Below are 23542 nucleotides of genomic sequence, written 5' to 3'. Positions count from 1 at the left end.
ACACAACTTCACCTCTTTCATGTTCCCCATCGACTTTTTCTGGCGGGCCGCTCAACGCTGGCCTGACCGCATTGCCATCGACGCGCCCGAGGGCGCCATCCGCTACGACGCGCTGGCCGCCCGCGTGGCAGCGCTCGCGGCGGGCTTCGCCGCCATCGACCCCACCCCCCAAAGCCGTGTGGGTATCTGTGCGGGCAACAGCGCCGACCACATCGCCGCGCTGCTGGCCGTGTTGGCCTGTGGCAAGGTGTGGGTGCCGCTTAACCCCAAGAGCACGCGGCCCGAGATCCGCCGCATCATCGACGCGACCGAGCCCACCCTGCTGGTGCTGGACGCCGCGTGCGCCGACCTGCTCGAAGGCGCGCCCGGCGCCCGCGTGCTGACCGGGGCGCAGGCCGCTGAGGGCGCCGCCACGCTGGCCAGCTTGGCCGCTGCGCACGCTGGCGCACCCCGCCCGCAGCTGGACTTGCCGGACGACGCCACCCAGGCCATCAAGTTCACCGGCGGCACCACGGGTGCGCCCAAGGGCGTGATGCAGCCCTACCGCGCGTGGATGGCCAGCATCACCAACCAGATCCACGCCTGGGGCTTTGACGAGCACGAGCGCTACATCGTGGCCGCACCGATCACGCACGGCACCTCCACATACATCCTGCCCATCCTGGCGCAGGGCGGCTGCCACGTGGTGCTGGCGGGCGCGGGCGCCGAGGCGGTGCGCACGGCGTTCCGCGAGCGCGGCGGCACCGTGTGCTTCATGCCGCCCACGCTGGTCTACATGCTGATGGCGCTGCCTGGCGCGTCGCGCGCGGACTTTCCGCGCCTGCGCCGGCTCATCTACGGCGGCGCGCCCATGCCGCCCGAGAAAATTCGCCAGGTGCGCGACTTCTTCGGCCCGGTGCTGGGCACGACCTACGGCCAGACCGAGGCGCCGCAGATCCTGACCGTGCTGTGCCCTGAGGACTTCGATGACGAGCGCAACCTGGCCTCGGTGGGCCGAACCACCTGGTTCAGCGACGTGGGCATCATGGCGCCCGACGGCCGCCTGCTGCCCCCGGGCGAAGTGGGTGAGGTGGTGGCGCGTGGCGACCTGCTGATGACCGGCTACTGGCGCCTGCCCGAGAAGACGGCCGAGACCCTGGTGGACGGCTGGCTGCACACCGGCGACCGGGGCCTGATCGACGAGCGGGGTTTTCTCTACCTCAAGGACCGGCTCAAAGACATGGTGATCACCGGCGGCTTCAACGTCTACCCCGTGGACGTAGAGAACGCGCTGGGCCAGCACCCTTCGGTCCACGAATGCACCGTGTTCGGCCTGCCCGACGACAAGTGGGGCGAGACCGTGCAGGCCGCCGTGCAGCTGCGCACCGGCGAAGCGGCGAGCGAGGCCGAGCTGATCGCCTTTGTGCGCGAACGCCTGGGACCGGTGCAGACGCCCAAGCGCATCCACTTTCACGAAAGCCTGCCGCGCTCGCCCGTGGGCAAGGTACTCAAGTCCGCCGTGCGCGATGCGGCCCTGGCCGCCCTGGCTGGTACGGCCACTGCCTGAAAGAAGGAACCCATCTCATGACCCAAACTGCTTCCAAGACCCCCGTCACCCGCCTGTGCACCCACACCCTCACCAGCCTGCATTACCGCGATGCGGACCTGGTCGAGGACTTGATGGGGAAGAAGACCTTCACTGAGGTGATGCTGATGCAGATCCTGGGCCGCACCCCGCGCGGCGTGGACCTGCGCATCACCGACGTGGTGCTCATCGTGCTCATGGAGCATGGCCTCACGCCCAGCGCCATTGCCACGCGGTTGATCTATATGAGCGCGCCCGAGAACCTGCAGGGCGCCGTGAGCGCGGGCCTGCTGGCCGTGGGCAGCTCCTTCGTGGGCACCATGGAGAACTGCTCGGGCCTGCTCGACCGCATTGCAGCGGCGCAAGACCCTGAGGCGGAAGCGCTCACCATTGCGCGCCACTACAAGGGCCTCAAATCCCCCGTGCCCGGCTTTGGCCACCACCTGCACAAGCCCGTGGACCCGCGCGCCTACAAGCTGCTGGAGATGGGCCGCGCCGAGCCTGAGCTGCAGGGCGACAAGATCCGCGCGCTGGAGACGCTATCCAAGGCTGTGGATGAAGTGGCAGGCCGCCCCATCACCATCAACGCCACCGGCGCGGTGGCCGCGCTGCTGGGCGAGATCGGCGTGCCCACAGCCGTGATGCGCGGCTTTGCCGTGATCTCGCGCGCGGCCGGGCTGGTGGCGCACATCGTGGAAGAGCAGCAAAGCCCCTCGGGCCGCTTCATCTGGGACACGGTGGAGCACGCCATTCCCTTCGTTGGCGGCAGTGCCGGCCAGGGCACGGACGCATGAGCGCCCCGCCAGCCCATTCACCTGCCCTGCCGCTCGATTTGTCAGGCCGCGTCGTCTTTGTGGCCGGAGGCGGGTCTGCCGGCCCGGGCTGGAGCATTGGCCGCGCCGCCTGCGTGACCTACGCGCGCCTGGGTGCCAGCGTGTGTGTGGCGGACCGCGACGCAGCCTCGGCCGAAGAAACCACGGCGCTCATCCACGCCGAGGGCGGAACGGCCGCCACCCTGGTGGGCGACGTGGCGGACGCGGCCGATGTGCAGCGCCTGTTTGCCGAGGCACGCGAGCGCTTTGGCGGCGCCATCGATGTGCTGCACCACAACGTGGGCATCGGCAAGACCGGCGGCCCGCTGGAGACGAGCGTTGAAGACTTCGACCGCATCCATTCCGTCAATGTGAACAGCCTGCTGCTGGCCTGCCAGCAGGTGCTGCCCGCCATGGTGGAGCGCGGGCGGGGTTCCATCATTGCGATCTCGTCCATCGCGGGCATGCGCTACCTCGGCTACCCGCACCTGGCCTATGGCGTGACCAAGGCGGCCGTCACGCACTTCACACGCATGGTGGCGCAGCAGTACGCGGGCCAGGGCGTGCGCGCCAACACGGTGGTGCCCGGGCTCATCGACACGCCGCGCATTGCCACCACGGTGGCGAAGATGTTCTCGGACACCAGCCTCGACGAGGCCCGCGCCGCGCGCGCCCGGCAGGTGCCCATGGGCCGCATGGGCACGGCGTGGGATGTGGCGCATGCCTGCGCCTTCCTTGCCAGCGATGCCGCCGCCTACGTGACCGGCACCGAGCTGGTGGTGGACGGGGGCATCACCGGCAAGTTCGTGTAAGGCAGGTTCAGAACGTATGCACCACACCGGCGGAGATGCCGGTGGCCGTGGCCTTGTTCGACGCGCCCTGGAAGCCGTTGCGCCAGCGGGTGTTGTCCAGCTCGGCATACACCTTGGTGCGGCGCGAGAGCTTGTACTCGGCAAACGCCACCAGGCGGCCGTAGCCGTCGTCGGCGGCGCCCGTGCGGGTGCGGTCCACCTTGTAGTAGGCAGCCGTCAGATCGAACAGGGGCGTGACGGACCAGGTCGCGCCTGCCGAGAACACGCGCTGCACCGTGTGTTTGCCGACCGCTGTCTCGGCCTCGCTGCGTGCCGCGTTGGCCGCCAGGCGCACGGTGTTCCATTGGTAGGCCGCGCCCAGGGTGGCTCCGTCCAGGGTGCGCTGGTTCGTGTCCTTGAAGGTCTGGAATGCGCCCGACAGTGTGACGCCGCTGGCCGCATAGGCCATGCCGACCCCGCGCGACGACAGGGCCGATGTCTTTCCAGCCACTTCACCCGTGCCCAACATCGCCCGTGCGGTGAGGCCGCCAAATCGCGCTGTGTACTTGATCGCGTTGTCCAGCCGGTACGAGCCTGACGTGGACCCCGCACTGCCGAACTCGATGCCCAGGCCATGCTGGCTGAGCGCGGCCACGCCGATGCTGGGGTTGAAGCTGGCAAAGCGCATGCCCAGCGGGTCCACGGGCGAGATGGCATCCGCTAGTGTGGTGGTCTGGCGGCCCAGGGCCAGCGTGCCCCATCCGCCCTCCAGACCGACCCAGGATGCGCGATCAAAGGTCTTGCTGGCGTTGGCAGAAGCGCCGGTGTCGGCGTTCAGTCCGCTCTCGAACTGGAACAGCGCCTTGGCACCGCCCCCCAGGTCTTCGCTGCCGCGAAGCCCCCAGCGGCTGGTGGTGTGTATGCCGCTGCCCAGGCTATGCGACGAACCGGGGGCTGCCGCATTGGCCGCCGTGAGGCCGCTGCCGTGGCGCAGCCCCAGGTCCACGGTTCCATACAGCGTGACGCCGCTGGTTTGTGCCGCGATGCAGCTGCTGGCCAGTGCGGCACAAAGCGCACCGATGTTGCCTATTCTTTTTCTCATAGATGTCTCCTGCCTGATTGAAATCTGAAACGGGTGCGAGGGTATTTCTGGGGCCTCAATCGGGGGTGAGCTGGGCTTTGTGCACGACGCCCTTCCACTTGGCGATCTCCTGGCGTACGGTCAGGGCCAATTGCTCGGGCGTGCTGGGGTCCACCACGGCGCCTTGTTCTTCAATGCGCCGTGCCACGTCCTTGTCCGCCAGGGCGGTGTTGAGCGCTTTGTTGAGCTGATCGACGACGGGCTTGGGCGTTTTGCCGGGCGCAAACAGGGCGTACCACTGCGTGATCTCGACGCCTTTCACGCCCGCCTCTTCCAGCGTGGGCACATCGGGCAACAGCGATGAACGCTTGGGGCCTGCCAGCGCCAGGGCGCGCAGCTTGCCGTTCTTGACGTGGGGGTAGGCTGAGAACAGGCTGGGGAACATGACCTGGGTCTGCCCGGCCATGGTGTCATTCATCGCGGGCGCGGCACCCCGGTAGGGCACGTGGGCCATTTGCGCACCGCTTTCCAGCTTGAAGATTTCGGCGGAGAAGTGCGGGGCTGTGCCGTTGCCGGCCGAGGCGTAGTTGAAGTCCTGGGGCTTGGCTTTGGTCAACGCCACCAGCTCGCCCACCGACTTGGCTGGCACCTTGGGGTGAACCACCATGAGCGTGGGCGAGTAGCTCACCATGCCAATGGGCTCGAACTGCGTGATGGGGTCGTAGCGCAGCTTTTGCAGCGCAGGGCTCATGCCGTGGGTGCCGATGTAGCCAAAAAGAATCGTGTGGCCATCGGGCGCCGCGCGGGCCACAAACTCCGCCGCAATGGCACCGTTGGCGCCCGCCTTGTTCTCCACAATGACCTGTTGCCCCAGCAGGGTGGAAAGCTTGAGCGCCACCACGCGCGCCATGCCATCGTTGCCACCGCCAGCGGCGGTCGGCACCACGAGCGTGATGGGCTTGTCGGGATAGGCCGCATGTGCCAGGGTGGGGATCATTTGCACAGCGGTGGCGAGGGCCGCCGCGGTGAGCAGGGTGCGGCGTGCGCGCGATGGCACAAAGTGTTGGCGAATCATTTTTTGTCTCCTGTCATCCAAAGGGTTGGGGTGTGAAATCAGTGGGTGAATGCGTTTTCTGAAACGAACAGCGTGCCCTCCAGAATTTTTCGCGCCGTGCGAACCAGCGCGGCCTGCACCAGCTTGAATTGGCCGTCCACTTCGGTGAGTTCCACGTCTACATGAATGCGGCCGGCGGGGTGCAGCACTTCCACACGGCGTGTGCCTGCAATGGCGTGCTGCAGGGAGTCGGTGATCACCGTGCCTGGCAGCACGTGGGCAGCAGCCACGCCAATCGCACCGGTCACGGCGTGTGAGCGGTGGCAGCGGTGGGGTGTGAAATAGCGCGAGACGACGCTGCCCGGTTGATCGCCCGCAGACACGATCACGGGCTTGGGCAGCACGCTGTTCGATACGTCGCCCATGCCCATGCGCAGACCGGCTTCGCACCGCAACGCTTCCAGCCTGGAAAGCAGCTCGGCATTGGCATCCAGCTCCGCAGGGCTCTCGTTGCCACGCAGGTCCAGGTCGGCTGCGCGCACCAGCACCATGACCTGTGCTGCATCGATACAGGTGACCTGTAGGCCGTGGATGGTGTCGATGCGCTGGCCGGTCGGGAAAATCTGGCCCGTGACGGCGCCCCAGGCGTCCAGGAAGTTCATCAGCACCGGTGCCGCAGTGCCCTGCACGCCGTCAATATGCACATCGCCGTCGTAGTGCACCCGTCCGCCAGCGGTACACACCTGCACATCAATGCGTGAACGGGTGTTGACGTTGTAGACCCGTACCGTGGTGGTGTTTCCATGGCCGGAAGCGGGCACCAGCCCCTGCTCGATGGCAAAGGGCCCCACGCCCGCCAGCATGTTGCCGCAGTTGGGCCGCGTGTCCACGCGGGCCTCTTCCACACTGACTTGGGCGAAGAGGTAGTCCACATCGCAGTCGGCATGTACCGACCTGGAAACGATCGCCACCTTGCTGGTCAGCGAGTTTCCTCCGCCCAGGCCGTCAATCTGCAATTCATGCGGCGAGCCCAGCGCGGCGATCAGGGTGCGGTCGCGCGCCGCAGGGTCTTGCGGCAGCCAGTCGGCCAGGAAGAACGGCCCCCGGGAAGTGCCGCCACGCATCAGAACGCAAGGAAGGTTGTAGCTCATGGGTCGGCATGGTGCGACGCTTCATCTGTTCTGTGAATTGCATTGTTGACAATGATTGATGCATGCAGCGCAATAGGCTATGAGCCCTTGTACATGGTGAAATCACGTTCGTGAATTGCAATGTTCTGATCGTTTGATGCGTGCTGCGCAACAGCGAAACGTCTTGAAAGCCCATGCCCATGAACAACAAATTCGATCTTGCTGACATCCAGGCCTTTGCCGCGGTGGCTGAGCTGCAGAGCTTTCGTGCTGCGGCCGAGGCGATCCACTTGTCGCAGCCTGCATTCAGCCGTCGCATCGACAAGCTCGAAGAAGCCCTGGGCGTGCGCCTGCTTGACCGCACCACGCGCCGTGTCACGCTCACGGCCGTGGGACGCGACTTTGCGCGCAAGACCCGCGTGTGGCTGGATGACCTGGACGGCATGCTCATGGGCCTGGGCGATGTGGCCGCGCGCCGCATGGGCGAGGTGACGATTGCCTGCGTGCCGTCGGCCGTTTATTACTTCCTGCCGCAGGTGGTCAAGCGCTACCACGAGCGGTTTCCAAAGATCCGCGTCAAGGTGCACGACGCCAGCGCCAACGAGGTCCTGGTGGCCGTGGCGCAGGGCGATGCCGACTTTGGCCTCAATTTCATCGGCAGCCAGGAGGCCGAGATCGAGTTCAAGCCCGTGCTGGCCGAGCGCTTCGTAGCCGCCTGCCGGCGCGACCATGTGCTGGCGCGGCGCAAGAAGGTCACCTGGGCAGAGCTGGGCCAGCACGACTTCATGTCGGTGGGCAAGACCTCGGGAAACCGTCTGTTGATGGACCTGGCGCTGGCCAACGTGCCCGACCGCCCCCAGTGCCTGTACGAGGCCAAGCACGTGACCACGCTGCTCGGCCTGGTGGAGGCGGGCCTGGGCGTGGCTGCCGTGCCCAGCCTGGCCATGCCAGGCAAGGACCATCCCACGCTGGTGAGCATTCCGCTGATCGAGCCCGTGGTGACGCGCCAGATGGGGCTGATCAAACGCAGGGGCAAATCGCTGTCGCCCGCTGCGCAGCAGCTCTATGACCTGCTGGTGGCTACGCGTTCTGTGCGCCCACGCAGTGCTGCCACGGCGCAAAAAATACAATCGGGGCAATGACTGCCAATACCAAACCGCCCAAACAACGTGTTGTCGTGGGCCTTTCGGGCGGAGTGGACTCTGCCGTGACCGCGCACCTGCTCAAGCAACAGGGCCACGAAGTCGTCGGCATCTTCATGAAGAACTGGGAAGATGACGACGACAGCGAATACTGCTCGTCCAACATCGACTTCGTGGACGCCGCCGCCGTGGCCGATGTGATCGGCATCGAGATCGAACACGTCAACTTCGCAGCCGACTACAAGGACCGCGTGTTTGCCGAGTTCCTGCGTGAGTACCAGGCGGGCCGCACGCCCAACCCAGACGTGTTGTGCAACGCCGAGATCAAGTTCAAGGCTTTTCTGGACCATGCCATGCGCCTGGGCGCGGAGAAGATCGCCACGGGGCACTACGCCCGCGTGCGTCAGAACCCATCCTCCGGCCTGTTCGAGCTGCTCAAGGGGCTGGATCCCTCCAAGGACCAGAGCTACTTTCTGCACCGCCTGAACCAGGCGCAGCTGTCCAAGACGCTGTTCCCGGTGGGCGAGTTGCACAAGACCGAGGTGCGCCGGATCGCCGAGGAGATTGGCCTGCCCAATGCCAAGAAGAAGGATTCCACGGGCATCTGCTTCATTGGCGAGCGGCCGTTCCGCGAGTTCCTGAACCGTTACATCAGCCATGAGCCCGGCCCCATCCTGGACGACCGGGGCCGCAAGCTGGGCCAGCATGTGGGCTTGTCGTTCTACACCTTGGGCCAGCGCCAGGGCCTGGGCATCGGCGGAATCAAGGAGAAGGGCGCACAACGTGGCGGCGGCGAGCATGCGCCCTGGTTTGTGGCCCGCAAGGACCTGGCCAGGAACACGCTGCGCGTGGTGCAGGGGCACGACCACCCCTGGCTGCTGTCCTCCGCCCTGGAGGCGCAAGATGCCAGCTGGACGTCCGGCCACCCCCCTGTGCCGGGGAACTATGCCGCCAAGACCCGCTACCGGCAGCAGGACGCCGCGTGCACCGTCGTCAGCGCGGACGGCGCGGGTTTTCAGCTGCGTTTCCCACAGGCGCAGTGGGCGGTGACGCCGGGACAGAGTGCGGTCTTGTACGACGGGGAGGTCTGCCTCGGGGGCGGGGTCATTTTTGGTGCGACAGACTGAAACATCTGGGGCACATTAGCCCTCTAGCCGATTGTGGTGCGCCCCCACAAATGGGGTTTTCTAATTAATTAAGACTATGGATTGGCTAATCCAAATAGTAAATAATTAATTCTTGTGGCGTGACACCCACAAACTTCTACGTAGTTACCGCCAGTTGAACTAAGTTGACCTTTGGTTCGTCGCCACAAGCGTCATTTGTCACGGCGTGGCTTCTAGAATTCCCGAAAACGCTGTTTGAAACCACATGTATCAAAAAATGCACGTGGTAAACCCTTAGTTCATCTTGCTGACGGCCGTCAAAAACGGGCCCGAAGCTTGCTCGTGCTTGCACCATGTCTCAAATTGTTTCCATGCCTTCGAGCCCCGACATCGCCGCGCACCTGGCCCGGCAGCAGTGTTCGGTGCAATGGCGAGGGTTTTTCCAGGCTCTTGCAGCGGAGTTTGTCGCTGCGCTGCCACCGGAAGACCTTCGCGCGCTGATGTTCCGGGTGGGCGCGCGGTTTGCGGCAGACCATCCTTTGCCAGCGTGTGCCACTGTGGAAGACCTGCAGCGCAGCATGACGGCGGTCTGGACGAGCATCGACTGGGGCTGGGTCGATTTGACGCAGGAAGTTGCACAGTTGAACATCCACCACAGCCTCTCGCCCGTATCTGCTGCATTCGGGCCGGACCACGTGCAGTGGTCGGGTGGTTTCCTCGAAGGGGTCTACCAAAGCTGGTTCGACCAAGCGGGTGCCGGGCAACTCAAGGTGGTGCAGTGCGCACCTGCAGATGCCTGGGGGTGTGTACACCTTCAGCTGTCGCGCTGAGCACCGGGTTTCGGATCTATATGTTGCGGCATTGGCGGTGACCCATGAAACACTCAGACGACATCGTGAACCTCTTTCAGCAGTTTGGGGCCAAGGCAGACCCCTACCATGAGCTGGCCCGCAAGCAGGAGCACCAACTCTCCAACGAGCGCTGGCCCCTTGTCTCCGCCGTGCGCAATGCCGTGGCCGATGATGTGCCCTCGGTAGACCGCAGCGCCGGTACCGCTGCGGCGCCGCTTCCCCAGCAGGCTCAGGCTTCCGTTTCGGCGCGACCAGAGCCCGTTGTGGCAGTGCAGCGCACTGCACCCGTCGCCGCCGAGTCGCCCCGCCCGGTGGCCGCGCCCGCAGCAGTATCGGCAGACCGTCTGCCGCCAGCGGCTGCGCTGGCCTCGCGTTCCCCCCTGGCGGGTCTTGCGGGCCTGCGTGGACAGGCTGCGCCGACTGTTGCTGAAGAGCAGGCCGTGCACCAGGAGTCCTTGCCGGTGGACCTCCCATCGGTTTTTGCGCGTCTGGCGGGTGCTCCCGTGGCCGCCGGCGCTGCGCCAGCGCCCGCCTGGCAGCCTCGCAAGGGCCACCTATGAAAGTGATTGCCATCGTTTCTGCCAAAGGTGGCGTGGGCAAGACGACCCTGACGGCCAACCTGGCCACCGCACTGCAGCGCGAAGGTGTTGCGACGTTGCTGGTGGTGGACATGGACCCCCAGAATGCGCTGGGCTTGCATTTCGGCGCCGATCCCCGTTCTCTGGCCGGTGTATCCCGTGCCAGCCTGGCAGGCGAAGACTGGGGCTCGGTCTGCGTGCAAAGCCCATCGGGCGTGCATGTGCTGCCCTATGGCGTGGTGAACGAGTCTGACCGCGTGGCTTTCGAGCGGCACCTGGACGCACACCCGAACTGGCTGGAGCAGCAATTGCAGGGCCTGGAACTGCCGGAGGATGCCGTGGTGCTGATCGACACGCCGCCGGGTCCTTCTGTTTATATGCAGCAGGCGCTGTCGGCGGCCCAGGTGGTGGTGGTGGTCAGCCTGCCCGATGCGGCATCTTATGCGGCGCTGGCCCTGATGCAGCGGCTGGTGCACACCTATTGCACACCGCGCCCTGATTTTTCCGAAACGCTGTACGTGCTCAATCAGGTGGACGGCGCGCGCCAGTTGTCCAAAGACATCACGCGTGTGATGCAGGACAACCTGGGTGAGCGTCTGGTGGGCGTGGTCCATGAAGACCAGGCGGTGCGCGAGGCGCTCGCCTACGACCAGAGCGTGCTGGAGTATGACCCCCAAGGCCAGGCGGCCGATGACCTGCGCAAGTGCGCGCGCGTCCTTGCGCAGCGCCTGCGACTGCCACTGGCTGGAGCCGCGCAATGAGTATCGACCAACGCCCGCAGGCCGACGAGGTAGCTGACGCCGATTCCCACAGTCCCCAGGCACACTGGCGCACCGTGGTGCATGCCATCACCGGGTGGGATCTGTGGCAGCACCCCGTAGCGCGTGTCGCGGCTGTGGTGTTCAGTGCCTTGCTGATGGGGTTGGTCATCAGCGTACCGCTGGATCTCCAGGGGCAGATTCTCTTTTCGGTGGGTTCGTTTGGTGCGGCCTTGCTGCTGAGCAGGACCCCCGGCCGCCTGTCCACGCTGGCAATGATCGTGCTGTCGATCTCGGCCTCGTCGCGTTACATCTACTGGCGTTTTACCGACACCATCGGCTTTACCAACTGGCTGGATGCGGCATTCGGCTATGGCCTGGTGCTGGCAGAGCTGTATGCCTTTGCGGTGCTGCTCATTGGCTACTTCCAGACGGCGTGGCCCCTGCAGCGCCGCCCGGTTCCCATGCCCCAGGACATCAGCACCTGGCCCAGCGTGGATGTGTTCATTCCGACCTACAACGAGCCGCTTGAAGTGGTGCGCCAGACGGTGTTCTCGGCCATGAGCCTGGACTGGCCCGCCGATCGCCTGCACGTGTATGTGCTCGACGACGGCCGCCGTCCCGAGTTCCGTGAGTTCTGCGAAGAGCTGGGCGTGGGCTACCTGATCCGCGACAACAACCACCACGCCAAGGCGGGCAACATCAACGCGGCGCTCAAAGTCACGAGTTCCGAATACATCGCCATCTTTGACTGCGACCACATCCCCACGCGTTCCTTCCTGCAGGTCTGCATGGGCTGGTTCTTCAAGGACACCAACCTGGTCATGCTGCAGACGCCGCACGTGTTCTTCTCACCCGATCCGTTTGAGCGCAACCTGGACACGTTCCACCGGATGCCCAACGAGGGCGAGTTGTTCTACGGCATCGTCCAGGACGGCAACGACCTCTGGAACGCGTCGTTCTTCTGCGGTTCTTGCGCCATCATCCGCCGCAAGGAGTTGCTGGAAGTGGGTGGCATTGCGGTAGAAACCGTGACCGAGGACGCCCACACGGCGCTCAAGCTCAGCCGCCTGGGCTACAACACGGCTTACCTCGAAGTGCCTCAGGCTGCGGGCCTGGCCACCGAGAGCCTTTCCGGCCACGTAGGCCAGCGCATTCGCTGGGCGCGGGGCATGGCGCAGATCGCGCGCACCGACAACCCGCTCTTTGGCAAGGGTCTCAAGTTCGGCCAGCGGCTGTGCTACCTGAATGCGATGCTGCATTTCTTCTACGGACTGCCGCGCCTGGTGTTTCTGACTGCACCGCTGGCCTACCTGTTCTTCGGGGCCCACGTGTTCCAGGCCACGGCGCTGATGATCACCGCCTATGCGCTGCCCCACCTGGCCCACGCCAGCGTGACCAACTCCCGCATCCAGGGGCGCTTTCGCCACTCGTTCTGGAATGAGGTGTACGAGTCAGTGCTGGCCTGGTACATCATGCGCCCGGTGATCGTTGCCTTCATCAACCCCAAGCTGGGCAAGTTCAACGTGACGGCCAAGGGGGGCGTGATCGAGAAAGCCTATTTCGACTGGACCATTGCACGGCCTTATGTGGTGCTGTTGGTGATCAATCTGGTGGGTTTTGCGGTGGGGATCTGGAAGCTGTTCTCCTCCGCAGGCGACGAAACCACCACGCTGGTCATCAACATGGTCTGGACCACCTACAACGTCATCCTGCTGGGCGCCAGTGTGGCGGTGGCCAGCGAGACGCGCCAGATCCGTGGCACACCGCGCGTGGCGGCTGCCCTGCCCGCTGTCATCCGCTTTGATAACGGCCGCACGCTGGTTTGCAAGACTGAAGATTTCTCGCAGCACGGGCTGGGCCTGTCCGTTCCGGCGGACAGCGACATTCCCATGGGCAGCCGCCTTTCCGTGTCGCTGTTCAGGTCCGACGAAGAAGGTGTTTTTCCGGCCGTTGTCACGTTCAGTGGCAAGGGGCGTCTGGGCGTGAAGTTCGACAACCTCAGTCTGCGCCAGCAGGCCGAACTGGCATCGCTGACCTTTGCACGGGCGGATGCCTGGATTGCCACTTGGGGCACGGGCCAGCGCGACAAGCCGCTGCGCTCGCTCTGGAGCGTGATTGCGATTGGAGTGCGCGGCATGGGACAACTGACCGTCTCCGCCGTCAAGTCCCTCAAGCCCCGTTAAGCCTTTCCCTGTTTCCAAAGACTCGACACCATGATTCCCAAAAGACATCCGACAGCGCGGCTGCCGCGCAAGCGCATGCTGCCTGCCATGCTGGCCTTGGTACTGACAGGGACGGCCGTGCCCGTATCCCAACTTGCTGCGGCCCCTGCACCAGCGGGCTTGGCTGGGGCGGAAATGCTGGCTGCGGCGCAACCGACCGAGAGTGGAGTGCGTGTACACCGCACCAGTTTCAAGGATCTGGGGGCCCTGTTTCCGCTGCAATTGCGGGGTGTGGACGGCACCAGCGGTGTGGCGTTCAGCGTGCGCAACGACGAAGTGGTCACAGGCGCGCGACTGAAGCTGAACTACTCCTACTCGCCCGCCCTGCTCCCCAACCTGTCCCATATCAAGGTGCTGGTGAACGAGCAGGTGGCCGCCACCATTCCGGTGACCACGCAGCAGGCGGGCGAAAACCTGCAGCGCGAGATCGTCATCCCGCCGCGCCTCATCACCGAGTTCAACCGGCTCAACCTGCAGCTCATCGGCCACTACACGATGGAGTGCGAAGACCCGCTGCACTCCAGCCTGTGGGCCAACGTCGGCAACGACAGCGTGCTGGAACTGACGGTGGCGCCCGTGGCCCAGACGAACGATCTGGCGCTGCTGCCGCAGCCTTTCTTTGATCGCCGGGATGTGCGCCCGCTGGAGCTGCCGATGGTGTTCGGCGCAGTGCCCAACACGGGCACCTTGCAGGCCGCAGGCACGATGTCATCCTGGTTTGGCGCGCTGGCGGGTTTCCGGGGAGCGAGGTTCCCGTCACTGGTGGGTGAACTCCCCGCGCGCGGCAACGCGGTGGTGATGGTCGCTGGCAAGGCGCAAGCGCCCGCCGGGCTGACCCTGCCAGACATCCAGGGCCCCACCGTGGCCGTGGTGAGCCACCCGGCAGACCGTCATGGCAAGCTGCTGCTGGTCATGGGGCGGGACGAGGCCGAGCTTGGCGTTGCCGCCAAGGCACTGGCCATCGGTTCCTCGGCCCTGTCCGGCCCGCTGGCACGGATCACCGAGGTCACGGAACTCAAGCCCCGCAAGCCGTACGACGCGCCCAACTGGCTGTCCAATGACCGGCCCGTGAAATTTGGTGAACTGGTCGAGGCCGATGCACTCAACGTGTCCGGTTACTCGCCAGACCTGATCCGCCTGAACTTCTTCCTGCCGCCCGACCTGTTCGCATGGCGCCAGAAGGGCATCCCGGTGGACCTGCGGTATCGCTATACCCCGCGCCCGAACCCGGACAAGTCCACCCTCAACATCAATGTGAACCAGCAGTTCCTGCGTTCGTTGCCCCTGCACGCAGTGAATCATGAAGAACCCGGCGCTTTGGACCGCCTGCTGACCAAGGTGGTGCCCAAGGGCGAGATGGCGCCGGAGCGCGAGACTTTCCACATCCCGCTGTTCAAGCTGCCCGCCCAGTCGCAGCTGCAGATGCATTACTACTATGACGTGGTCAAGCAGGGCGCCTGCAAGGACGTGCCACTCGACAACGTCCGGGGCTCTGTCGAGGCCGACTCGACCATCGACATCTCCGGTTTTCCGCATTTCATCGCCATGCCGGATCTGGCGGCCTTTGGCAATGCAGGGTTCCCGTTCACACGCATGGCAGACCTTTCTGAATCTGCGGTGGTGATGCCGGACAAGCCGGGTGCGCAGGAGTACGCGGCCTATCTGGGCCTGATGGGTGTCATGGGGCGCGTCACGGGATACCCTGCCCTGGGCGTGACCGTGGCGCAGGCCCAGCAGGTGGAGCGGCTTGCCGACAAGGACCTGCTGGTCATTGCCTCCGGCGGCAACCAGCCCCTGCTCAAGCAATGGGCCAGTTCCATTCCGGCCCTCCTGCAGGGCGAAACCAAGAGTTTCCAGATGTCGGATTTCGCCAACCGCCTGCTGCGCTGGTGGGGCTTTGGCGAGGACTCCAGCGTGCACGCACGGCGCAGCCAGGTTGCGTTTTCCAGCGACAGCACCGATGCTCTGGTGGCAGGTTTTGAATCGCCTTTGCGCGGTGGCCGCAGTGTGGTGCTGGTTGCCAGCAACCAGCCTGCAGGTCTGTCGCAAGTGATGGATGCACTGCTGGATGCCGAAATGCTCAAACACGTGCAGGGCAGCACCACGGTCATCCGGGGCAAGCAGGTGGACAGCCTGGTGGCCGAGAAAAACTACCATGTGGGTCAGTTGGGCCCCTTGCTGTATACCCAGTGGTTTCTTTCGCGCAACCCGCTGTTGCTGATTGTCCTGGGCGTGTCGGCGGCGGTGCTGATAGCGATCATCATGTACCTGTCGCTGAGAGCGCGCGCACGGGCCCGGCTGAAGCAAAAAGGCTGAGGCGGTGCAAAGCACGCCCGGCAGTTTCTGAATCACGCAACACATTCCCGGCACCTCGGTGGCCGGGAGCCTCGCAGGGAGAAGGAAGGCATGTCCTCCAAACGTCGTCGTCATCAAACACTTGCCATGGGGCTGCTGGCCTCGCTGATGGCCCCCGTTGCCTGGGCGCAGACCGGGGCCGAGCAGACCCTGCTGGACCAGGGGCAGTACTGGCAGGAGCGCGGCGACACGGAACGCGCGGGTGAGGCGTGGCAGAAGCTGTTGCGCATCAACCCCCAGAACGCCCAGGCCCTCTATGGGATGGCGTTGGTGGAGCTCAACGCCCGCCGCCCCGAGGGCGCCCAGCGCTACCTGAACCAGTTGCAGGCAGCCCATCCGCGCAGCCCGCTGGTCAGCCGGTTGCAGGAGTCCATCCGCACGGGCCGCAGCGCACCCCAGATCGAAACTGCGCGCCAGCAGGCCCGCAGCGGGCAGGCCAGCCAGGCCTTGAGCACCTACCAGGCGGCACTGGGAGACCGCGCTCCTACCGGGCCCCTGGCCCTGGAGTACTACCAGACGCTGGGCGCCACAGCAGGCGGCTGGGACGAGGCCCGCCGGGGTCTGAACCGCCTGGCGCAGGAATCGCCCGAAGACCCGCAGATTGCGCTGGCCCTGGCGCAACACCTGACCTACCGCGAATCCACACGCCGCGAAGGCATCGCCCAGCTGGCGCGGCTGGCCGGGCGCCCCGATGTGGGCAAGGCGGCGACGGAAAGCTGGCGCAAGGCGCTGGCCTGGACGGGCAATCGTTCGGCCGACATCCCGCTGTACCAGGAATTCCTGCGCGCCAATCCCGGAGACACGGCCGTGCAGACGCGCCTGGTGCAGGCCCAGAACCTGCAAAAACAGTCCCAGGCAGCTTCCGTCCGGACGGCCGACCCGCTGCGCCAGCGGACGACAGCAGGGTTCCAGGCCCTGGACGATGGCGAGCTGGATGCTGCAGAGGCCGCATTTCTGAACGTGCTCGAATCCCGTCCCACCGACGGCGATGCGCTGGGTGGCCTGGGCATTCTGCGTTTGCGCCAGGAACGGTTTGCCGACGCGCGCGGGCTGCTGGAGCGGGCCTCGCGTGCGGGCTCGGCCAGCCGCTGGAAACAGGCGCTCGACAGCGCCACCTACTGGAGCCTGGTCGAGCAGGCCACCTCCGAACGCGAACGCGGCGAGACAGCGGCAGCGCGGCGTTCGCTGGAGCAGGCTGTGCGGCTGAATCCGGCCGAAGTCACGGCCGAAACCGACCTGGCGGACCTGTTGGTCGAAGATGGCCAGTACGACGCCGCCGAGGCGGCCTACCGCCGTGTGCTCGCGCGCCAGGCCGACAACCCCGACGCGGTGCGGGGACTCGTGGGCGTGCTGGCGCAGAACAACAAGGCGGCCGAAGCCCTGGCGCTGGTGGAAAAGCTGTCACCCTCGCAGCAAGAAAAGGTGGGAGCCCTGGGGCGCCTGCGTGCTGCGCAGGCATTGGGCCAGGCCCGCGCAGCGACGGAGCGTGGCGATACCGCCGCCGCCCGCGCAGCGCTGGAAGATGCCCTGCTGAACGATCCGGCCAGCCCCTGGGTGCGGCTGGACCTTGCCCGCCTGTACCTGCGCATGGGCGCGGTGGCCGAGGCGCGGGGCGTGATGGACGGACTGCTGCTGTCCAACCCCAACATGCCCGAGGCCCTGTATGCCAGCGCCCTGCTCGCCTCGGAAGCCGGCGACTGGCCCAACGCCCTGGCCCTGCTGGACCGCGTTCCAGAAAAGCACCGCACCCGTGACATCGCCGCGCTGCAAAAGCGGGTGTGGGTGCATGTGCAGGCATCGGCTGCGTCGGCGTTGGCGGCCGAAGGTCGCCAGACGGAAGCCCTGGCCACCCTGGCCCAGGCCGAGTCCTTTGCCACCCAAGACCCCGAATTGCTGGGCGCCATGGCCTTGGCCTACGCAGACGCTGGCGATCCGCAGCGCGCACTCGGCATGGTGCGCCAGGTGCTGGCGCGCACCCCCCGGCCCGATGTCGGCCTGCGCCTGCAGTACGCAGCCACCTTGCTCAAGACCCAGCAGGATGTGGAGCTGGCGGGCATCCTGCGGCAGCTGCAGACGGCCCCGATGAATGACCGCGAGCGCAAGAGTTTCAGCGACATCCGCCGCGCCTACATCGTGCGCCAGGCCGATGGCCTGCGCGAGGCGGGCGACCTGGTCGCGGCCTACGACACGCTCGTTCCCTTGCTGGCCGAGCAGCCCGACGAGCCCCTGGCCATGGCGGCACTGGCCCGCATGTACGCGGCCAACAACGACTATGCCCAGGCGCAGGCGCTGTATGCGCGGCTGCTGGAAAAGTCTCCCAATGACGTGCCCCTCATCCTGCAGACCGCAGCCATGGCCACGGGCGCCAAGGACTACGGCTATGCGGAGTCGCTGCTGTCCGTGGCGCTGGCGCGCGCGCCGCGTGATCCCGAAGTGCTGACGGCCGCCGGTCGGTTGTACCGGGCGCAGGGCAAGAATTCCAAGGCCACCGAGTTCTTCACGGCTGCCGTTGCTGCCGAAAACGCGCAGCGCGATGCCGTGCTGGCCGCCAGTGGCGTGGCGGCGGGGCCTGCACGTTCGGGCAATCCATTTGCCCAGCGCGCGGCGTTGCAGCAGCGTGCCGGGGGCGGCCTGTCAGTGCCTGGTGCTGCAGCCGTCGCACGGTCGCCGGTGGGCTACACCCCCCAGCAGTACGCGCCCCAGCCAGTAGCGCGCAGCAACAACGCACCTGCAGGCCTCTACATTCCCGACCCGGCCGGTGCAAGCCGCTTTGGCACGGCACCGCAGGCCTATGCGCAGGCCGCTCCCATGACGCCCGCCAGTTACTACCCCGAGGCGTCCAGCCCGGTGGCGGCGGCTGACACGGCGGCTTCGACGAGCGCTGCGCGGCGCAACGCTGCGGCACTGCCTTCTTCGACCCCACGGTCGGTGGGTGCCTCTGCGGCGGCGCCGGCCATGGCACCTGTGTACGTGCCGCCAGCACAACCCATGCAGCCGATAGGCGCTCCGGCCCCGGCTGCGGCGGGCTACTACACGCCTGCACAGGCCTACGGTGGTGGGTATGCGGGCGGCGCCCAGTCCTTGCCTGCGCAACGCGCAATGCCTGCTCCTGCAGCACCTTCTGCCTGGTCCACGGCGGGCCTGGGCAACGTGCCCGACCCCACGCGGCCCCGCACGGCCCGCGACGAGCTGCGCGAAGTGCAGCAAAGCCAGATTTCTTCGTTCTCCGTGGGCGCAGTTGCGCGCGCACGGCAGGGCGAGGCAGGCATGAGCCAGCTTTCCGAGATCGAAGCGCCCGTGCAGCTCAAGATGAGCGTGGGTGACGGTCACCTGCTGCTGGGCGTAACGCCCACGGGCGCCAGCGCAGGTTCGCCTGGCTCTCCCTACGGCACCATCAGCCGCTTTGGTGGTGGTCCGGTCACGGCCCTGGCCATGCCCGAACGCGGTGCGGGCTCGCAAAGCGACAGCGGCGTCGGCCTGAGCGTAGGCTATGAAAGCGGAGGCTTCCGGGCAGACATCGGCAGCACGCCGCTGGGCTTCGGCCAGTCCGATGTGACGGCAGGCGCGAGATACCGCACAGCCCTCACCGACGACCTGACCGTGGCCGTGGACCTCTCGCGCCGCCCGGTGACCGACAGCCTGCTGTCGTTTGCCGGTGTCCGTGATGCCCGGACCGGCGACCGCTGGGGCGGCGTGTCCGCTTCCGGGGGCCGCGTTGATCTGACCTGGGACGATGGTGAACTGGGGATCTATGGGTACGGTTCGCTGCATGGCCTGACCGGTACCCGCGTGCGCAGCAATGCGCGGGCCGAGCTGGGTGGCGGGATGTACTGGCATGTGCACCGCACATCGAACGCCGACCTCACGGCGGGCCTGAGTTTTACGGGGCTGTCGTACCAGCGCAACCTGCGCTACTTCACGGTGGGCCACGGTGGCTATTTCAGTCCCCAGCAGTTCGTGTCCTTTGGCATTCCCGTCGAATGGGCGCAGCGCAATGGCCGCCTGTCCTACCAGCTCAAGGGCTCAGTGGGCGTGCAGTATTTCAAGGAAGATGCGGCGCCGTACTTCCCCAACAGCCCATCGCGGCAGGTGTCTGCCGTCCAGGCAGCGGCCGACGCGCTGGCCTTTGGCGAAACGGGCGCCACGGCCATCTACCCCGGCCAGTCCCGCACGGGCCTGGGCTACAACCTGGGTGCAGCCATGGAATACCAGATGCATCCGCAGGTGTTCGTGGGGGGACACCTGTCGCTCAACAACGCACGCAATTACCGCGAGTTCGCGGGCGGCCTGTATGTGCGCTATGCCTTCCAGCCCTACAACGGCCTGCAGGCGTTTCCGGTCAACCCGCTGCGGTCACCGTATAGCTACTGAACTTTTCCAGGGCGCTCACCCGCTCTCTGCAAGCCACAAAAAGGCCCGTCGCACTTCACGTGCGACGGGCCTTTTTTATGGGCAATCCGCTTGTGGTGGGAGCGCTGTCTGTGTGCCACATGGCGCCTGCGCGGGGTGAAGGCGCTGTAAGCCCAGGCCCCTGGGCCGATCACAGATCACAGGGGCACCGCAGTGATTGCCCGATTGCAGCGCCCCCCGCCTAGCGCGAGGGGGGCTCCCTGCCGTTACGGCGTGGTCTGCTTGGCGCCCACAAACACGGTGTGGGCACGTGTGCCAGCCACGGACAACCCGGCAGTCAGAATGCGCAGGCCAATGACCTTGCCATTCGCATCGAACTGTGCCGATGCCGAGCCGGACTGCGGCGGGCCCGAGGACAGGCCGCAGGTGATGGGTGCGTTGGGGCTGTTGAGGTAGCCGAATGCCTCGACGCGGTACAGGTTCAGACCACTGCCCAGTTCGCCCAGGAGCTTGCCCGCCACTTCACAGCCGCTGGTGGTCAGGCCCGTGATGGCGCCATCGGCAAACACCGTCAACGTTGTGGTGTCGCCACCAAAACCCGTGCCAGCCATCTTGTAGGTACCAACGATCAGAGCCGCGTTGGGCACCTTGCCGGAGGGCAGGGCGTACAGCGGGTCGGGCGTCACGCTGAAGCGGGTGGGGAAACCGCCTGGCTGCGTTGGGTAGCTGAAGCTGCCGCTGAACAGGCCGGCGGTGCTGGTGCCATCGCCACTTTGGAGCGTGCCGTCGATCAGCACGGACTCGTTGTAGGCGCCCGTGTTGGCCAGCAGGCGGTTGAAGAACACGCCATCGTTGGCCGTCACAAAACGGTTGTTCGTGACGTTGTTCTCGTAGCGGATAAGGCGGCCATACAGCGCGTTGTGGTCCAGGCTGCTGTTGGTGTAGAAGAACAGGCCGCCGTCCGGCAGCACGCTGCCCCAGACGGTCGTATCGCCAATCACGCCTGCAGGCAGCGTGAAGGAGCCCTGCCAGTTGCCTGCCACCGACAACGGCGTGGTGGAAGGCGGCACGGTGGTGCGGGGGTCGGCAATGCCGTTGAGGGTGAAGGTGTTGTTCGGGCCCGTCGCATTGCGCGTGAACACCCAGATGCCGTTGGGCACCCCTGCCGCATCAAACCGCAGCACGGCGATGCCGGATTGCTGCGTGCCGCTGGCCTCGCAGGAGGTGGTGTCGCCCGAGAGATTGAGCGTCATCGAATACAGCGGGGAGTCTGCGGCGCGTGGCGTGGCCGTGCCCGTGACCAGGCAGCCGCCGATGCGGCCCGAGAGCTGGCCCTGTGGGGTGACGGTGAGCACCCATCCACCGCCAAACAGGCCGGTGCCCCGGTAGGTGCCCTCGACCAGGCTCGCGCGTGCGGGGTGGAAGTTCAGGCTGCTGTACGAGAGCTTGATCGGCACCACCGCGCCGGACGCAGCGGCCGTCTGCACCGGGTCGGAGTAATTGCCGCTGATGCCGTCGGTGCGGCCGATCTTGCCGCTGTTCGATGCCGTGCCACGCAGCGTCAGGCCCGTGGCAAATTTGCCGTCCTGGACCGAGTAGTACGTGACGCCAGTGGCCAGCACTGCCGTGACGTTGACATTCAGGCGCCCGTAAAACGCATCAAAGCCCGCTGCGCCCGGGGCCTCGCGTGCCATGTAGAACTCGCCCCCGGTGCCCAGCGGGCCGGGATCGATGTAGCCCACCACCTGCCGCTGCGCAGCGCCGGTGCCCACCGTGCCCTCCCACACGCCGCCGGGGTATTGCTGTACGCCAGGGGCGGGGCCCACGTCTTCGCCGTCGGACGAGCCGCCGCCGCAACTGGCGAGCAGGGCCGCACAGGTCAAGGATAGCCAGAAGTATTTGCGCATGATGGACAGAAAGAGGATCAGTGGGTAATGGGGATTCGTCGAGATGCCGCCGTGGCGCGCGAGGCGTTGTCGACGGGCCAGCGAGCGCGCACTGGTGCATGCTGGCTGTCTTGCTGTTTCTAATTGTGCCAGCAGCGGGCGCAAGGGACGACAGGAAAATGGCATGCCAGAGTTGGGCGGCGGGCTGTGGGGCTGCGGTGCGCCCACGGGGAATGCGACCTCGGACGTCGGCTGGGCCGAGCCTGTCAGGTGCACCTGAATGCACTTACGATGAATTGCTATCAATAATATAGCTATCCCCGCTTGTTCATCAAGCGCTAGAGCCTGATTTTTCTTGGATTTAGCCTGCTGCAAAGAAAAGGGCCGACCCCTTTGCAGGAGCCGGCCCTTGCCACCGCGCGGGTCTTCGAGAATGGCGGCTCAGTCGTCGTTGGTCGCCAGGCTGATCAGGATGCGCAGCACGTACCAGAGCATCAGCGCGATCGATGCAAACAGGTGCAGCGCAGCGCCCGCAGGGCGGTCGGCGGGGTAGTCGTGGATGATGCGCGAAGTGTCGTACAGCACGCAGGCGCCGGCAAACAGCACCATGATCCCCGAGAACCAGATGCCCAGCTTGAAGCCAAAGATGGCGCCGGTAATGATGGTGCCTAGGGCCACCAGGCCGCCCACCTTCAGAATGCCCCCCAGGAACGAGAAGTTGGTCTTGGTGGTGAACGCCGTCCAGGTGAGCGCGCCCACCAGCAGCAGCGTGATGAAGGCCGCAGCGCCAATGGCACCGGGGGCCACGATCTGGGCGATGCCGAACATCGGCGCGAAGATCAGGCCTTCGGCCAGTACATACAGGCCCAGGCCCATCAGCTGTGTTTGCGGGCTCTCTGCGTTGTCGGCCATGTACGAGGCCAGCCAGCCCACCAGCATGAACGCGCCCATGACGCCCAGCCACAGGAACTTGTTGCCGCTGGCCAGCAGCATCTTGGCCGCTGTGCCGGAAAATCCGGTCGCCATCAGGACGGCGGAAAGCACCACGAAGGCCAGCATGGCCACACCGAGGTGCTTGTAGGTAGCAACGATGAAATCGCGCCGTTCAAACGGTGCGCCTTCCGGCGTCGAAGGGGTCAGGACATTGGGATTCATGGCGTATTCCTCGCTCTGTGTGTTGGTTGTGAAATCACGGGAGGGGCGCGCCAGGCGCCTCCTCCCTCCCTCTCTGTGAAAAATTCTCAGGCCGCGCTGAGTTGCTGGCTGGAGTCCGCTGCACGCAGCCTGCGGTTGGACCACACACCGGCGGCGCCGATCAGCGTCAGCAGGATCGCGAAAATCCAGGTGCCAGCGCCGCTGAAGGACCGGGCGGAGGACGCTGCCTCGGCCTGCAGGCGCTGCCTGGTGGTCTCATAGCTGATCACGGGCTTTCCATCGACCGCCACTTCGTACACCAGGTCGTTGTCGCTCTTGTCCACCAAAGCGGTGATCTTTTCGTCGATCAGGTTGCCCACCAGTTCCTGGGGTGTGCTGTAGTCGATGCGCAGCTTGCGGGCCTCGGCGCCTGCGTCATCGGGCTGGACGCTGATTTCGTAGAACTGCTTGGTAGCGCGGCGCTTGCGCTTGACGGTGACCTCCGAAGCCTGCGTCACCGTGCCTGCCACGCTCTGCAGGCTTTCCCGCGCTGCGTAGGCATGGTCGCCATCGGCCTTCCAGCCGCTGTACAGCGACAGGCCGATCAGGCCGGGCCCGGCCAGTAGCAGCAGCCACGCGTAACCGGTGATGAAAATCAAAATCTTCCGAACAAAGCCTGGCATGGCTATCCCTCTCTTGTGCTGTTGAATGTTGTTGTGACTAAC

General features: G+C 65.8%; 17 protein-coding genes. 11 read left to right on the top strand and 6 right to left on the bottom strand.

Annotated elements, in window-relative coordinates:
* Positions 1-19: 19 nt before the first annotated feature.
* Genes KW832_RS17285 through KW832_RS17275 form a run of 3 tightly spaced genes read left to right on the top strand, consistent with a single transcriptional unit; the run spans position 20 to position 3188 of the window.
* Positions 20-1546 carry a class I adenylate-forming enzyme family protein gene (locus tag KW832_RS17285; protein ID WP_218300803.1) on the top strand — a complete coding sequence of 509 codons (1527 nt, stop codon included), beginning with the start codon at positions 20-22 and terminating at the stop codon, positions 1544-1546.
* A gap of 17 nt (positions 1547-1563) precedes the next feature.
* Positions 1564-2358 carry a citryl-CoA lyase gene (locus KW832_RS17280; RefSeq protein ID WP_218300804.1) on the top strand — a complete coding sequence of 265 codons (795 nt, stop codon included), beginning with the start codon at positions 1564-1566 and terminating at the stop codon, positions 2356-2358.
* Positions 2355-3188 (top strand): SDR family NAD(P)-dependent oxidoreductase, encoded by an 834-nt coding sequence (locus tag KW832_RS17275; RefSeq protein ID WP_218300805.1) that lies wholly within the window; start codon positions 2355-2357, stop codon positions 3186-3188. The genes KW832_RS17280 and KW832_RS17275 overlap by 4 nt, the downstream gene beginning before the upstream one ends.
* Positions 3189-3195: 7 nt before the next feature.
* Here KW832_RS17275 and KW832_RS17270 read toward each other — a convergent pair whose 3' ends face one another.
* Genes KW832_RS17270 through KW832_RS17260 form a run of 3 tightly spaced genes read right to left on the bottom strand, consistent with a single transcriptional unit; the run spans position 3196 to position 6453 of the window.
* Positions 3196-4269 carry a porin gene (locus tag KW832_RS17270; RefSeq protein WP_218300806.1) on the bottom strand — a complete coding sequence of 358 codons (1074 nt, stop codon included), beginning with the start codon at positions 4267-4269 and terminating at the stop codon, positions 3196-3198.
* 55 nt (positions 4270-4324) lie between these two features.
* The gene (locus KW832_RS17265) at positions 4325-5323 is read right to left on the bottom strand and encodes a Bug family tripartite tricarboxylate transporter substrate binding protein (RefSeq protein WP_370460079.1); all 999 of its coding nucleotides are present in this window, start codon (positions 5321-5323) and stop codon (positions 4325-4327) included.
* 38 nt (positions 5324-5361) lie between these two features.
* Positions 5362-6453, bottom strand: coding sequence for a 4-oxalomesaconate tautomerase (locus tag KW832_RS17260; RefSeq protein ID WP_176887564.1), 1092 nt, complete (start codon positions 6451-6453; stop codon positions 5362-5364).
* 179 nt (positions 6454-6632) lie between these two features.
* On the opposite strand from KW832_RS17260, the gene KW832_RS17255 reads away from it, so the two are divergent.
* The 8 genes from KW832_RS17255 (at position 6633) to KW832_RS17220 (ending at position 19818) form a co-directional block, all read left to right on the top strand.
* On the top strand, positions 6633-7574 hold the full coding sequence (locus KW832_RS17255) for a LysR family transcriptional regulator (protein ID WP_055398073.1): 942 nt from the start codon (positions 6633-6635) through the stop codon (positions 7572-7574).
* Positions 7571-8701, top strand: coding sequence for a tRNA 2-thiouridine(34) synthase MnmA (gene mnmA, locus KW832_RS17250; RefSeq protein ID WP_055398068.1), 1131 nt, complete (start codon positions 7571-7573; stop codon positions 8699-8701). Before KW832_RS17255 ends, mnmA begins: the two co-directional genes overlap by 4 nt.
* Positions 8702-9033: 332 nt before the next feature.
* Positions 9034-9510 (top strand): cellulose biosynthesis protein BcsD, encoded by a 477-nt coding sequence (gene bcsD, locus KW832_RS17245; RefSeq protein WP_255577805.1) that lies wholly within the window; start codon positions 9034-9036, stop codon positions 9508-9510.
* Positions 9511-9554: 44 nt separating this feature from the next.
* Positions 9555-10091: a cellulose biosynthesis protein BcsP gene (gene bcsP / locus KW832_RS17240; RefSeq protein WP_218300807.1), complete on the top strand. Its 537-nt coding sequence runs from the start codon at positions 9555-9557 to the stop codon at positions 10089-10091.
* Positions 10088-10870, top strand: coding sequence for a cellulose biosynthesis protein BcsQ (gene bcsQ, locus KW832_RS17235; protein WP_055400301.1), 783 nt, complete (start codon positions 10088-10090; stop codon positions 10868-10870). The genes bcsP and bcsQ overlap by 4 nt, the downstream gene beginning before the upstream one ends.
* Positions 10867-13053: a UDP-forming cellulose synthase catalytic subunit gene (bcsA, locus tag KW832_RS17230; protein ID WP_055400303.1), complete on the top strand. Its 2187-nt coding sequence runs from the start codon at positions 10867-10869 to the stop codon at positions 13051-13053. The genes bcsQ and bcsA overlap by 4 nt, the downstream gene beginning before the upstream one ends.
* A gap of 30 nt (positions 13054-13083) precedes the next feature.
* Entirely contained in the window at positions 13084-15408 is a 2325-nt protein-coding gene (gene bcsB / locus KW832_RS17225; protein WP_218300808.1) for a cellulose biosynthesis cyclic di-GMP-binding regulatory protein BcsB, read from the top strand.
* A 90-nt stretch (positions 15409-15498) separates the two neighbouring features.
* Positions 15499-19818 carry a cellulose biosynthesis protein BcsC gene (locus KW832_RS17220; RefSeq protein ID WP_255577804.1) on the top strand — a complete coding sequence of 1440 codons (4320 nt, stop codon included), beginning with the start codon at positions 15499-15501 and terminating at the stop codon, positions 19816-19818.
* A 245-nt stretch (positions 19819-20063) separates the two neighbouring features.
* Here KW832_RS17220 and KW832_RS17215 read toward each other — a convergent pair whose 3' ends face one another.
* The 3 genes from KW832_RS17215 to KW832_RS17205 form a co-directional block, all read right to left on the bottom strand.
* Positions 20064-21704, bottom strand: coding sequence for a hypothetical protein (locus KW832_RS17215; RefSeq protein ID WP_228897149.1), 1641 nt, complete (start codon positions 21702-21704; stop codon positions 20064-20066).
* A gap of 420 nt (positions 21705-22124) precedes the next feature.
* A complete protein-coding gene (locus KW832_RS17210; protein ID WP_218300809.1) occupies positions 22125-22838 on the bottom strand; it encodes a Bax inhibitor-1 family protein in 714 nt (237 codons plus the stop codon).
* Positions 22839-22924: 86 nt separating this feature from the next.
* On the bottom strand, positions 22925-23500 hold the full coding sequence (locus KW832_RS17205; protein ID WP_218300810.1) for a hypothetical protein: 576 nt from the start codon (positions 23498-23500) through the stop codon (positions 22925-22927).
* Positions 23501-23542: the final 42 nt, after the last annotated feature.

Origin of the sequence: Acidovorax sp. sif0632, from assembly GCF_019218805.1 — a bacterium.
In the GTDB taxonomy this organism is placed as follows: Bacteria; Pseudomonadota; Gammaproteobacteria; order Burkholderiales; family Burkholderiaceae_C; genus Acidovorax; species Acidovorax facilis.
This window is presented reverse-complemented; position numbering and strand designations above follow the sequence as displayed.